The 13,729-nt window shown below is 37.2% G+C and carries 12 protein-coding genes; 8 read left to right on the top strand and 4 right to left on the bottom strand.

Annotated features, from left to right (window positions below; genetic code table 11):
* The first annotated feature begins 2 nt into the window (after positions 1-2).
* The 3 genes from LGZ99_RS16350 (at position 3) to LGZ99_RS16340 (ending at position 2,574) form a co-directional block, all read left to right on the top strand.
* On the top strand, positions 3-362 hold the full coding sequence (locus tag LGZ99_RS16350) for a DUF4810 domain-containing protein (protein ID WP_021323205.1): 360 nt from the start codon (positions 3-5) through the stop codon (positions 360-362).
* The gene (locus LGZ99_RS16345) at positions 359-1,018 is read left to right on the top strand and encodes a DUF799 domain-containing protein (RefSeq protein ID WP_021323204.1); all 660 of its coding nucleotides are present in this window, start codon (positions 359-361) and stop codon (positions 1,016-1,018) included. Before LGZ99_RS16350 ends, LGZ99_RS16345 begins: the two co-directional genes overlap by 4 nt.
* Before the next feature lie 488 nt (positions 1,019-1,506).
* Complete coding sequence (locus LGZ99_RS16340; protein ID WP_036840632.1) at positions 1,507-2,574, top strand: Abi family protein; 1,068 nt, start codon at positions 1,507-1,509, stop codon at positions 2,572-2,574.
* Between the two features lie 97 nt (positions 2,575-2,671).
* On the opposite strand, the gene LGZ99_RS16335 is transcribed toward LGZ99_RS16340, so the two are convergent.
* Both LGZ99_RS16335 and LGZ99_RS16330 read right to left on the bottom strand, forming a co-directional pair.
* The gene (locus tag LGZ99_RS16335) at positions 2,672-4,012 is read right to left on the bottom strand and encodes an MATE family efflux transporter (protein ID WP_023043643.1); all 1,341 of its coding nucleotides are present in this window, start codon (positions 4,010-4,012) and stop codon (positions 2,672-2,674) included.
* A 1,129-nt stretch (positions 4,013-5,141) separates the two neighbouring features.
* Positions 5,142-5,573, bottom strand: coding sequence for a bleomycin resistance protein (locus tag LGZ99_RS16330; RefSeq protein WP_036840631.1), 432 nt, complete (start codon positions 5,571-5,573; stop codon positions 5,142-5,144).
* A gap of 808 nt (positions 5,574-6,381) precedes the next feature.
* Here LGZ99_RS16330 and tnaC point away from each other — a divergent pair.
* The 3 genes from tnaC (at position 6,382) to mtr (ending at position 9,331) form a co-directional block, all read left to right on the top strand.
* A complete protein-coding gene (tnaC, locus tag LGZ99_RS16325) occupies positions 6,382-6,480 on the top strand; it encodes a tryptophanase leader peptide (protein WP_071789441.1) in 99 nt (32 codons plus the stop codon).
* 127 nt (positions 6,481-6,607) lie between these two features.
* A complete protein-coding gene (tnaA, locus tag LGZ99_RS16320) occupies positions 6,608-8,008 on the top strand; it encodes a tryptophanase (protein WP_036840629.1) in 1,401 nt (466 codons plus the stop codon).
* Between the two features lie 78 nt (positions 8,009-8,086).
* Positions 8,087-9,331: a tryptophan permease gene (gene mtr / locus LGZ99_RS16315; RefSeq protein ID WP_036840627.1), complete on the top strand. Its 1,245-nt coding sequence runs from the start codon at positions 8,087-8,089 to the stop codon at positions 9,329-9,331.
* Between the two features lie 274 nt (positions 9,332-9,605).
* Here the strand turns inward: mtr and LGZ99_RS16310 are convergent, their stop codons facing one another.
* Both LGZ99_RS16310 and LGZ99_RS16305 read right to left on the bottom strand, forming a co-directional pair.
* Positions 9,606-9,728, bottom strand: coding sequence for a hypothetical protein (locus LGZ99_RS16310; protein ID WP_262979349.1), 123 nt, complete (start codon positions 9,726-9,728; stop codon positions 9,606-9,608).
* A gap of 3 nt (positions 9,729-9,731) precedes the next feature.
* Positions 9,732-10,946 (bottom strand): Tm-1-like ATP-binding domain-containing protein, encoded by a 1,215-nt coding sequence (locus tag LGZ99_RS16305; RefSeq protein WP_036840625.1) that lies wholly within the window; start codon positions 10,944-10,946, stop codon positions 9,732-9,734.
* Positions 10,947-11,181: 235 nt separating this feature from the next.
* Between LGZ99_RS16305 and LGZ99_RS16300 the strand changes: the two genes are divergently transcribed.
* Positions 11,182-11,805 carry a TetR/AcrR family transcriptional regulator gene (locus LGZ99_RS16300; RefSeq protein ID WP_023043649.1) on the top strand — a complete coding sequence of 208 codons (624 nt, stop codon included), beginning with the start codon at positions 11,182-11,184 and terminating at the stop codon, positions 11,803-11,805.
* Between the two features lie 854 nt (positions 11,806-12,659).
* On the top strand, positions 12,660-12,803 hold the full coding sequence (locus tag LGZ99_RS16295) for a type VI secretion system contractile sheath small subunit (RefSeq protein WP_235184794.1): 144 nt from the start codon (positions 12,660-12,662) through the stop codon (positions 12,801-12,803).
* Positions 12,804-13,729: the final 926 nt, after the last annotated feature.

The following is a 13,729-nucleotide window of genomic DNA, read 5'->3' as shown; positions in this document are numbered from 1 at the left end:
TCATGGTATTAATGAAAAAAGCGGGTTTATTGCTGGCAGCTATGGCCCTGGCTGGTTGTGCGACTCAGCCAAAAACGATTTATGAATGGGATAAGTACGAACCTACAGTTTATCAGTATTATCAGCAGGATAAGATGGGGTTTGAAGAGCAGTTACAGGCTTTGCAGAAAGTGATTGAAAAAGCGAAAGCGAAAGATAAACCTGTACCGCCTGGGTTACATGCACAGATGGGTTTGCTGTATAGCAAAACTGGTCGTGTTTCAGAAGCGTTCCATCAGTTTGAAGCAGAGAAAAAACTGTTTCCTGAATCAGCGCCATTTATGGACTTTTTATTAAGTAAAAATAAAGGAACTATGCAATGAACCGTATTCTCGTAGCGTTAAGTTTATTAGCTGCGCTTGTGCTGACAGGATGTGCCAAGACTACGCCTTATGACTACACTGCATTTAAAGAGAGCAAGCCAAAATCCATTCTGGTTTTGCCGGCAGTGAATAAATCTGTGGAAATAAAAGCAGGTCACAGCCTGATTTCTCAAGTGACTTATCCATTGGCGGAATCGGGCTATTATGTTTTTCCGGTTGCTGTGGTGGAAGAGACATTTCAGCAAAATGGTGTGACAGTGGCGCAGGATGTTCAGAATATCAGTTATAAAAAACTGCATGATATTTTTGGTGCAGATTCCGCGCTCTATCTGGATATTGAAGAGTACGGCACGCAGTATCAGGTTATCAACAGCGATACCCGTGTAACGGCTTCCGCTAAACTGGTGGATCTACGCAGTGGTAAACAACTGTGGAATGGTCGGGCAATTGCCTCATCGACTGAAAATCAAAATAACTCGAATAGTAGTCTTATTGGAATCTTGGTATCTGCGGTCGTTTCACAGATCGCGAATACCATTACGGATAAAGGCCATGAAATTGCCGGCATTACAAGTCATCGTTTACTGACAGCCGGCGGTAGCCACGATTTACTTTATGGTCCCCGTTCTGAACATTATGGTAAAGAAAAGCATTAATCTCTGATTAGTGTGAATGGTAATGGTGGGCAGGTATAACATCCTGCTCATTATTATATTTTTATTTAAGTTGTTTTCCAAAAACATCCGTGTTTCTTTAATATAAGTCTGTAAATAAGTTCGGTTAATAGATGTAGTTTTTTATTTTTTTAAATCAAATGGATATTTTGTTGCTTGTCTGATGTTAGGTTGTACTTCTTAATTAAGTGTCAGCTTGAGAAATAGATGAATACAGCTTAAGGCGTAGATTGACGGAATATCTTCAAGGAAGGATCAAAAAAGGCCCCTTTACGGAAGCCTTTTTTGAAAAATTTCTTCGCAATCCAGCCATCGTTGAGTCGGGATGGACGCTTACACAAGTAGAGAATTTCTCTATAGAGGATAATGAACTTTCTTGAGTAATATGTCAATACATACCTAAAGTTTATCTCAGTGTAATCAGTTGGATATGCATTTGTATATTGTGCAAAAATTATGAAGGAAACACAATGACGATACAAGCGATCTTGGATTCATTATCAAATCAACGCTTTTCAACTTATCAGAATCAGGTTATGGGCGGGACAACACCTGAACAATGTTTAGGCCTTTATTTATGGAATAAACAACTGGCAAGCACATTTCTTCCGGTTATACAGATTATTGAAGTTTCTCTCCGCAACGCTATTTATCAATCATGGATTAAACATGCTAAGGAAGAAATAGAAAGAACGTTTTCCCCATATCTATGGCCTGAAAAAAAGCAGGCCATAGATACACTTTGGTTTAAAACGGCGATGACAGCACAAAATAACAAGATAGCAAATCGTAATATTATAACCGCTGAGAACCAGTTACGTAAGGAAGGAAAACCTCTCACCCCTGAAAATTATATTGCCAAATTAACGTTGGGGTTTTGGGTTTCTCTGGTCGATAAAAAATTCGATATTCAGCAGCAATCGTATTTATCACTATGGCCTCACCTGCGTGGGCGGGTGTTTCCTTATGCTAGAACTCAGAAGGAAACTCCACTTTCCATTAACAGCATAGGTAATGAACTAAAAGAAATCAATAACTTAAGAAACAGGTTATCACATCATGAGCCATTATGGAGAACAGAAAAAGCTTATACTATTGAAGATATTATCAATAAAGTGGTGAAAGTTTATGACCGCTGTTTAATGATTATTTATTGGATTAACCCTTCAAATCTGAAGCTACTCACAATTATCGAAAATAATAGCAAAATGAGTGGGCTGTGCAGTGTTCATGCCCTGTGGAGAAATAAGCAACTGCCAGCAGGACTCCAAGATTTACCTATTACAACAAACTGGGGAATAATGAATCACATCAATACTGAACATATAGGAGAAGTGATTGAAATTGATGATAAGAATCATTGGATGATGATAAAAAGCGAAAAAGATAAAGGCATATTTTACGCCTCAGAAAGGGATATCTCGAATGGTGCTGCTCAATATAAAAAAGGCGATAGAGTACGCTTTATCCCCGAAGCGAATCAGATAGCGAAATACCCTAATGCAAAGAGTGTCTTTCATATTATACAGAGGGTATAAGATCATCAATTGGGAGAGATACAACACTGAGGCTCCCGATAAAGGGAACCTCAGTGTTGGGATTAGGAGAATATTTCAATCATCAACAATCTGTTGATTAAAGATCTAATCGCTTTGTTTGCCATTTTTTAGATTTCCAACGCCAAGTATTAACTAATCCACGTAGCCATTCATCACAGAAGAAACCGATCCAAATACCTAAAATCCCCATTTCCATCTTGATACCCAGGAAATACCCTACTGGAATAGCAACACACCACATAAAAAACATTGCAGTATATAGCGGGAAACGGGCATCACCGGAAGCGCGCAATGCGTTCACCATAATGATATTGGCGGTACGGACTGGCTCCATAAAAACAGACAGCAAGAATAGTGGCAACAGCAGTTTGATGATGGATTCATCTTGCGTCAGGAAATGCAGAATCGGTACTCTGAATAGCCAGAAGGCGGCGACAACCCCCACGGTCACGATACAGCCAATTTTCAGGCTATTAAAGCCACGAATATAAGCATCTTCAAACCGTTTGGCGCCGACCAGATGACCAACCATAATTTCATTACCAATGCTGGTGGCAATACCAAACAACATGACAAATAGTGATAGCTGGAAATAGAGTGTTTGTGCTGCCAGTGGAATTTCACCCATCAATCCAATGAATGCTATGGCGGCCATATATTGCAGGACCCACACCATATTTTCGCCCGCAGCGGGCAAGCCGATATGTAAAATTTTGCCCAATATACTTTTTGACCAGAGCAGGAAACCTGTCAGTTTAAATTTAATCCGCAGGCCATAACTTAGCAGACAGAATAACAGGATAACGGCAACAATCCGGCCAAAGACGGTAGACCAGGCAACACCTTCCAGACCATATTGAGGCAATCCAAAGAAACCGTACAGGACAATCATATTACCCAGCACCGTCAGCAAGTTAGCAATCAGCGTGACATACATTGCCGGCTTGGATTTTCCATAAACCCGTAAACAAGTCGCCAGGATAATCGAAATGGCTTCCGGGATCAGACAGATCCCCAGAATGTGCAGATAGTCGAAACCATCTTTCATCAGGTGTTCTGGCATATTCATGATATGCAAGATCTTATAGCCGAAGAAGATGGTAATCAGCGCACAACTAAACCCAAGTAAAAAGTTGAATGCGATAGCAATATGGATCGCCTGACTGGCCTTACCCTGTTTGCCGGCACCAATGTATTGCGCAATAACAACACTGCAACCGACACTGATAAAGCTGAAAATAGTGATAAACAAGTCAAAGACCTGATTACCTACAGCCATAGCAGCCAGGTAAGAAGTAGAAACATGGCTCACCATATAAGTGTTAATTAATAAAGTGGCCAGATGGAGGAGAATATCAATAAAAATCGGCCAGCTTAGAGAAAAGAGCGAACGCTCCGTAACATCAGTTTGATGCATTTGAAAAACCTGCTTATTAAAAAAGGTAAAATAAATAGTTTCTTAAGATGCGGCGTACTCAGAAAATATTCATGCATTGTACATGGTTTATTCATCGGTTAACAGAGAGAGGATAAGAATAAAAAGGTGAATGCTATTTTTCAATTTGTCTGTATCTGAATGTTGGTTATGGCATCTGACTGCTGAGATATCAGGTCGATTCGTGAATAATTTCGGAGCTGTATCAAGTAGATTATTATCTGATAATAGAGGTAGTGGAAAATTCCACATGTTTTATTTAATTATCTTGGTAATTTTTTCATATAATTAACGCTAATATATAGATTGATACAGTTAGAGATTATTTTTTCTTATGTTTGGATAAATTTTCCCAATAATGCCTATATTTTTGTATTTGGGTGATATTTAAAGTTTAATTTATCTAAATAATTTTATTTATTCATTAAAACTTAAACGCTTCATCAACGAAAAGATAAAAGAACTTACTTGGTTAAATCTTGTTCTATAATCAGTTACAGGAGTAAAATATATGGAAATAAAAATATACCATTTAACGAGGTGATATGATGATAAATAGATTACAGCGTCGGTTAATAATGACAATTTTGATGTTAACTTTCTTTTCTACTTTTTCTACATCTATCTATGCTTGTGTATTAAAGCCACATTTCCCCATATGTGCAATAAAATGTGTTATTTTTTCATCCCACACTACGACATGTCTTATTGGTTCTGATAGTCCTGATAATTTTACTCCTGATCAATCAACCCCTGTTGTATTTAAGAATAAATAATTAATCTAGTCTTGAATTAATTTATTTTCAGATGGCACAGCTATTGTGTTATACAGAATTCTATTTCTGTTATTTTTATTCCGCCCTTTAATAAGGGCGGGTTTTTATAGGTAAACTAAACTCTAAGATTTCTTATTTAAGATAATGAATATGAAAATAATCTAAGTTAGTTGGTTTTAGATTTAGGTAATTAAAACGATTTACTAAACTTAACTATAATTAATCAATAACAAGAAATGTGTTTATTAGTATATTTTTTATATTTTCCAGGGTCATAATAGTATTTAGGAGTCAAAAAAGTGAAAAGAACGGTCAGGCATAAAAGAATATACCGTTCAATATGTCATTATGTTTTCTATAAATTGGCTGAAACGTAGCAGATAGCCATCCGGATCTTGCACCAGGAATTCTCTTTGGCAAGCCAGTGCTTCATCAACACGGTAATGATTGTTTTTAACTTCTCGGTATAGTGTTATGCCATTAGCTTTTAAGTTGTTAAGCAGAGGAGTTAAATCATCAACTTCAATTTGAAAATTCACACCTCTTCCCAGAGGATAATTTAGTGAGGCAGTATTCCAACCATCATCATGTAGTGCTTCAAGCATTAACTGTGTTTCGCCTAATTCTAGATAGGCGAAATCTGGGGCATCTCGGCGAATAAGTAATTGGAAACCGAGGATTCTTTGATAGAAATCCAAAGATCGAGAAAAATCAGTGACGGTCAGTTCAGGGACCATACGATTCCAATAGGGTTTATGTTGGTTCATACGTTATTCTTTAGCTCTGCGATATTTGTTCTATTATATCAGTATTTTTCATTCCATAAATTGTTCTATTTTTACGGTAATTTTTTTACGATAATTGCTATATATAGCATATCAACTTGAATAAATACGATGAGTTTTTCCCAGGGTTTTGACGTATTTCGCCGTATGGCGAAGGTTGTTGTCTCTTAACCTCTGGTATCCGTAATAAATAAATCTTTTAAGCCTACATCAATGCCAACCATTTTTGGGATGACTGGCAGTATTTAGGCTCAAATTCACACAAGCAGAAAATAAAATATCGTCCGGTGGCATTTTGGGTGGTGGATAATCGAGGGAGAAATGGTAAAAGGGTGTGATCAGCGCGGTGCCAACAGTTCGTTGCTTTTGGCAATGTATGGTTGGCTGCCACGGTATTTGAAGGTGTTTTTGGTAAGCTCGACAGATTGTTTTTGCTGTTTTGGTTTATCCGGCACGACATTTAGAAAATTTTTTTAATGACGATATTTTCATAATAAATTCGATTAATTAATTCATTATGTTAACTGTAGAATTATTTTTATTTATTAATAATATTCTTATTGTGTTAGCATGTTGCTTTATTGATTGGGATTAATTGTGTGGTTATAATTTTTATGTTGATTTTTTATACGCCGCTTATTAACTTTTTTGTAGGTACACAATCAATTTACTTGAGTATATATAGATCTTTATTTTTGATGCTTTTTATTTTTTGCGTGATTGGTCACAGATAATTTAAGTATTATCTATATCTTAGTGACGGGTTTTAACTGTGGAATAAATTCATTATATGACTTCTATATTTTTACATTATCATTTTATTTATTCTTGTAATATACAGGCATGGTTTAATGTCGATCACCGTATTTCTAACTATTTCCCTAATTAATTCCTTTAATTGTATCTATAATTAAATCTTTATTTTTAATCACTGCATTTATTGTGGCGTATTTTTGTGTGTTTTTCAGGAGTTTTCCTGAATTACGCAGTATAGACAATTATTGGATAAAATATTCATGAAACGTATTCCAGAACCTTTCCGTATTAAAATGGTAGAAAATATCCGTATGACTACACGCGCGGAACGTGAAAAAGCATTAGAAGAGGCTGGATATAATCCATTCCTGTTGCCAAGTGATGCTGTTTATATTGATTTGCTGACAGATTCCGGTACCGGTGCAATGAGTGATCGCCAGTGGGCGGGAATGATGATGGGTGATGAAGCTTATGCGGGTTCCCGTAACTATTATCATTTATGTGATAAAGTTAATGCGCTGATTGGCTATCAATATACTATTCCAACTCATCAAGGTCGTGGCGCAGAACAAATCTTATTCCCGTCATTGATTGCCCGCAAAAAAGCGCAAGGGGGTGCAACACATCCGGTCTTTATTTCTAATTTCCATTTTGATACCACAGCTGCCCATGTTGAATTAAATGGTGCGAAAGCGATTAACGTTGTTACACCAAAAGCCTTTGATACAACTACGTATTATGACTGGAAAGGCGATTTTGATATTGATGAATTGAAAAAAACGATTGCCGAACAGGGTGCTGATAATATTGTGGCAATTATCACAACCGTGACTTGTAATAGTTCTGGTGGTCAACCTGTCTCTATCGCTAATATGAAGTCTGTGTATGAGATTGCGAAGCAATACAATATTCCTGTGGTGATTGATTCCGCCCGTTTTTGTGAAAATGCCTGGTTTATTAAGCAAAGAGAAAAAGGCTATGAGAATAAATCAGTCAAAGAGATTGTCAGGGAGATGTATCAATATGGTGATATGCTGACAATGTCAGCTAAAAAAGATCCGATGGTCAATATCGGTGGTCTTTGCTGTTTCCGTGATGATGAAGATCTATTTAACGAAGTACGTACCCGCTGTGTGCCAATGGAAGGGTTTGTCACTTACGGTGGTCTTGCCGGGCGTGATATGGAGGCTCTGGCAATTGGTCTTGAAGAGGGTATGAATGAAGATTATCTGGCATATCGTATTAATCAGGTGGCTTATTTAGGTAACAGATTAAGAAATGCAGGTATTCCTATTCAGTACCCAACGGGTGGTCATGCTGTATTCGTTGATGCTAAATTATTATTGCCGCATATTCCTGGAGAACAGTTTCCTGCTCATGCATTGAATAATGAACTGTATCTGGATGCGGGAATAAGAAGTGTCGAAATTGGCTCTTTATTGTTAGGTCGTGATCCGAAAACCGGAAAGCAAAAAGAATCACCAATGGAACTTTTACGTTTAACTATTCCTCGCCGGGTATATACCAATGATCATATGGATTATATTGCGGAGGCTTTTATTTCCCTGAAAGAGAGAGCGACTCAAATCAGAGGATTAACATTTACCTATGAGCCTTCAGTATTACGGCATTTTGTTGCAAGATTAAAGCCAATTAAATAATAAAAAACGGGGTGCTTCTATCTGAAAGCATCCCAAATTTTATTTCGTATATTATAAAGCCACGCGAGGATCACGCACATGGCTACTTTACCAATAAAAAAATCGTCTCCATCTTTACTTGGCGGCGCAATGATCATTGGCGGAACGATTATTGGCGCAGGCATGTTTTCCTTACCCGTTGTAATGTCAGGAGCATGGTTTTACTGGTCAATCGCTGCTTTGGTTTTTACCTGGTTTTGCATGCTGCACTCAGGGTTAATGATATTGGAGGCCAATCTTAATTATCGGATTGGTTCAAGCTTCGGGACTATAACAAAAGATCTTTTAGGCAACGGCTGGAATATCATTAATGGTATTACAATTGCTTTTGTTTTATATATACTAACTTATGCTTATATTTCTGCCAGCGGATCGATTATTCAGCATGTCATGCAGGAAATGTCGATAGATTTTTCGCCGCAACTTGCCGGTTTTTTGTTTGCTTTTGCCGTTGCGTTTATTGTCTGGTTAAGTACAAAGGCGGTCAGCCGGATAACGTCTATTATTCTTGGTGCCAAAATATTAACTTTCTTTATGACTTTTGGTGGCTTGATTTATAACGTTGAATCTGCTTTTTTATTTAATACCGCTGAGATTAATCCAACTTATTGGCCCTATGTATTAGCAACCTTACCTTTCTGTCTGGCTTCTTTTGGATATCATGGCAATGTTCCTAGTCTAATGAAATATTATGGAAAAGAACCACAAAAAATAAAAAAATGCCTGTTTATTGGGACGTTAATGGCGTTAGTTCTTTATCTGGTTTGGTTGATTGGAACAATGGGAAATATTCCACGGCCAGGTTTTATTAAAATTGCGGAACAAGGGGGAAATATTGATGTTCTGGTCCAGTCATTAAGTGGCGGCTTAAATAGTGCAACACTGAATTTATTGCTGACCCTTTTCTCTAACTTTGCTGTTGCCAGCTCATTTCTTGGTGTCACGCTGGGGCTGTTCGATTACTTGGCTGACTTGTTCAAATTTGATGATACCAAACTGGGGCGTTTTAAAACTGCACTGGTGACGTTTCTTCCGCCAATGGTTGGTGGGATGATTTACCCGAATGGTTTTATTTATGCGATTGGCTTCGCTGGCCTTGCTGCGACAGTTTGGGCTGCTATCGTTCCCGCTTTACTCGCCAGAGCATCCCGTAAACGGTTTGGCAGCCCTGCTTACCGGGTTTGGGGCGGCAATGCGATGATCGGCTTGATTTTGCTGTTTGGCATGTTGAATGTCACTGCTCATATCTTATCAAGTTTTAATCTGCTGCCCGTTTATTCATAAAAAAACTCCTGCGGTGGGTGCCGCAGGAGCCTGGTGTTGACGGAGATAAGCTCCGAAAAGGAAGAAAACAAAGCAGGTGTATTTATGTTTTAATTTAGTTTGTTAACTCCCAACATCTTACAGCAAGGTTATTAACAGGAAGTTCTTATGGCTTCCCTTTAGAACACGAGCACCTAACTGCTTTATTTAGTACAACATCCCGACAGATGTATCGTAAGAAGTTGTGACTAATAGAACAATAGCATCAGAATGCACTGTTTTGACAACTTTTTGCCTAGTCATTAATTAGTTGTATACAATCTTTCAGTGTCAGTACTGCTTCTGAACCGGTATTATCGTTGCTGGTCAGACTCATTAATACTTGCTCCTGCTTCAGTGGTTGTTTGTGTTGAGTCACAACTTAAGCCATCATCATCTGCTGATATTCGCTAATCACCTGTTGGCAGAATTCAGGTGAATTCACGTGATGAGGGCTTTTAATTAGTTGTCTGTTTTCCGTTTCTATAAATGCAGACTCAAAAGCGTTGATAAAGGCCTGAGTCGCATCAGGATTCCAGAAGGGACCACCTTCAATGTCCAGAGCGGAAAAACCGCCTTCAGGAATAATAAATTTTACTTTTCCTTCGCACCGATTAAGCTTTTCAGCAATCCAAATCCCCATTTGACGGTTCTCTTCTGGTACGGTGCGCATTAATGTTACCTGAGAATTGTGGCGGTAAAATTGCCGGTATTTGTAGCGTTCCGGGATAGTATTCAGATGCCCGAAATTTACCATATCCAACGCGCCGCAAGAGCCAATATAAGGTATTTGTGTCCGGGCTATCGCACCCAAACGGTCTGCATCACAGGCCAGAACACCACCAAACAGATAATCACAGACTTCGGTTGTAGTGATATCCAACAGGCTATTCAACAGACAGCTTTCGGCCAGTTTTTCCATTGTTTTGCCGCCGCTGCCGGTTGCATGAAAAACCAGACAGTCATACTGCTGATCCAGCTCTTTGGTCAGTAATTGTATGCAAGGTGTTGTGACACCAAACATTGTCAGACCGATAGCTGGCTTATCTTCAACATTGTTCTCTTGGTAGAAATAAACTGCACCTGCAATTTGGTTAGCCGCATTTTTCAATACCTGACGGGAGATACGGTTAAGGCCGGACACATCAGTGACTGAATAGAGCATGGCAATATCACTGACACCGACATAACCTGAAACATCACCGGAGGCCATAGTAGAAACCATCAGTTTTGGTATACCTACAGGCAAAGATTGCATCGCGGGTGTAATCAGTGCTGTCCCGCAGGATCCCCCCAGACCCAGAATCGCTAAAACATCAGTTTGTCTTGATAAAAAAATATTAAAAGCGACTGACATTGCGGAAATTGCTTTCCCCCGATCACCACAGAAAATGGCATCTTTGCCTTGTGGATGATGCTCTGCTACTGTTAATGCAGTGATGTCCGCACCTCTTTCGAGCGGGCCAGATTTAGTAGTTAAATCCACAGTACGAACAGCAAGGCCAGCTTTTTCTATCAGATCCCTGACGTAGAAGATTTCTGCGCTCTTGGTATCAAAAATAGTGGCGATATAGACATAGCCTTGGCTTTTTTTCATTATAATTATGAATATTTCCCTGGTGCTGACTACTAATTCATGGATAGATTATAGACAAGATGAGACTCTAGTATCACTATTATATTACCAAATTGAGACTGTCATCTCATTTTACCCATAAATAAACTGAATCAATTTGGGTGTTTTGTAGATAGTTAAGTAGAGTGATGATAGCGAAAAAGAATTTTAACCATAAGCTTTATCTAGAGATTTTTATTGTGAAAGAGTTGTGGCAATGATGGATTCGAATACTAAACCTCACTTTACCGGGACCCGGAAAAAAACGTATGCATTGTTGATAAATGCTGCACTGGAACTTTTTGAGCAGAGAGCGATACCTTCGGTTTCCGAATTGGCGCAGTATGCTGGTGTTTCCAGAGCAACGGCATACCGCTATTTTCCGACCCAAAGCGATTTAATTGATGCAATTGTTGGTGCCAGCCTTGGGCCAATTCTCACCTGGAAGCCTTCCAGTGAAAAAACCGAAGAGCGGATTATTGAGCTGTTGGATTTTGCCTATCCCCGAATGTTTCAACATGAAGGTGCATTGCGGGCGGCTCTGTTGGTTTCTTTACAGCAATGGGCTCATGGGCGCGATTTATCTGCGGATAAGCAGGAAAAGAAACTGGTACGCGGGCATCGTAAGGAGATCCTTGCAATGGTGGTTGACCCACTAAAAGGGCATTTTCCACCGGAAACTTTGGAAAATGTCATTCGTTCTTTTTCCTTGGTTTATGGCTCTGAAGTCTTTCTGGTAATGAAAGATATTTGGAATATGGATGACGATCAGGTTATTGAAATTACTAAATGGGTGGCAAAAGCCATTATTAATCAGGCGTATAGAGATTCTGAGCTCTAGTTGTTTCTGATAAGCCATTTAATAACTCAGTGTTAATTGGCAAATTTTACGGGGCGGATATTTTGCATAGATTTCATATAACTTATGATTATTCTTATGCAAAGTATCCCTGTTTATGCTGAAAGAATAAAAAGGGTTGTTAAATCAGGTGATTAAGCTTCACCGCTGTATGCCAAATGAGCATTTGTTACTTATTGAATTTATCTCCTTTATGACTAGGGTTTGTTCATAACCATTTTGTATTTCCATTAAAATTAATTTGATGAAATGACATCATTGCACTTATCTTCCATGGTTAAAACTTCCGCCTATAGAAAGCAAAATATTAAAAAAATACTAAATAAAAAACACAATGTTAAGAATATATTGGTTTGTGGTTGCAATAAACACTTTAAAATCTAACAAATCGATAATCAATACAACTATTTCAGGTTAATCATGATAAAGATCATAATTAATCCTTTAATTACACCTATATTTTAGTTTTTCTGACTAATCAGAACTTCACTGCTAAAAATAATAGTTTGAAAAATAGGACAAGTACGAAAACACGCTTTAACTACAATGCACAATTTTTAACTTAACCTTTAAATACAAACAGTTAAATTAATCCAAAGGGTTTTTGATATTATATTTAATCCAGTAAGATGTTGCATTAAATTAATATGTATGAGAACTTATTTACCAGCTGGCCTGCGGTGGTTTTTAAATATCATTAAATGTGTCACAACATATTAGATTGCTATAAATAGACGTTAATTTTTCCCTTCGTTTATTTCATCTTGTTCGATTATTTAATCAGGTTTGGTGTGGTTTAACGTAAGTTTGCACTTCCTGTCATATATAAAGATGCCATGAATACTCAACGTAAGCTTGATAAAGATAATTTTAATGCGGTAATGGAAGGTCTGGCACCTTCATTGGAATTTCAAGTTGAAAGTGCGCTGCCTAAGCAGAGCGGATCAAAAGCCAACTCGACTAGTTTCTGGCCTAAGTAACCTCCGGTTTACTGGTGGTCTACAATATTAATCATAATAAAACAAATATTAACATTCTGTTAAAGTTAAAAAATAAATATATGTGATAATTAAACTAAAATAACAATTTAATAAACTGAGTCTATTTATTTGTTTTGAAATATTTTAATGAGGAAAACAGTATCAAAATCAAATAACATTATAATTTCAATTGACATGACATATATTTAACATTAATAAGTTACTATAATTTTTAATTTATTATAGTGTTGATTTTTTCGATTTTAATATTAATAAGATTTATCCTAAAGAACCAGGAGGGCGGTAGCGTGGGAAGTAACTTAGAAAAGAAAATTAAAAGTACGAAAAGTAGTAAACAGAATAAATAGTTTTAATGAGAACGTAAATAGGCTTTTTTTTACAGAGTAAGGAAATCATAAAGGCAGAGAAAATTTATCCATAAAATAATAAAACCATACAATTAGTTTATATATCGATGTTGTGCTTGTTAAGCTGAAAAATTCAATTTTGAACACATTTAAAATAGTGAAAGAAATTTTAAGTTAGTTTATCACCTGCAATAATAAAGAATTCCTTCAAGTTCTATAATGAGACGAAATCATTAATAGCTAATCTTCAATAGGATATATTATGAATTAAATAAAATGCTTGGATATTTTCCCGCTGTTTTCTACTCTCCTGCAAAAACTTTGGTAATCATTTTTCTCTGCCGGAATATTTTCTCTCATCACAATCGAACAAATCGCCCAATTCGCCCAATTCGAATTGAATTGAATTCCTTCAAGTAATCTATTATTTGTAATAGTTATTCAAAGGTTACATTATATCAGCTAGAAGTATTATCAGCTATTTTTCAACTAAACTTAATAAAAATATTGAATTTGAATTATAGTTAATAATCACTTTTTAATTTTCTTTATATTTTA

Origin of the sequence: Photorhabdus temperata (genome assembly GCF_025384845.1) — a bacterium.
Taxonomy (GTDB): domain Bacteria; phylum Pseudomonadota; class Gammaproteobacteria; order Enterobacterales; family Enterobacteriaceae; genus Photorhabdus; species Photorhabdus temperata.
The sequence above is the reverse complement of the archived record's forward strand: the minus strand, read 5'-3'. Positions and strand labels throughout refer to the sequence as shown.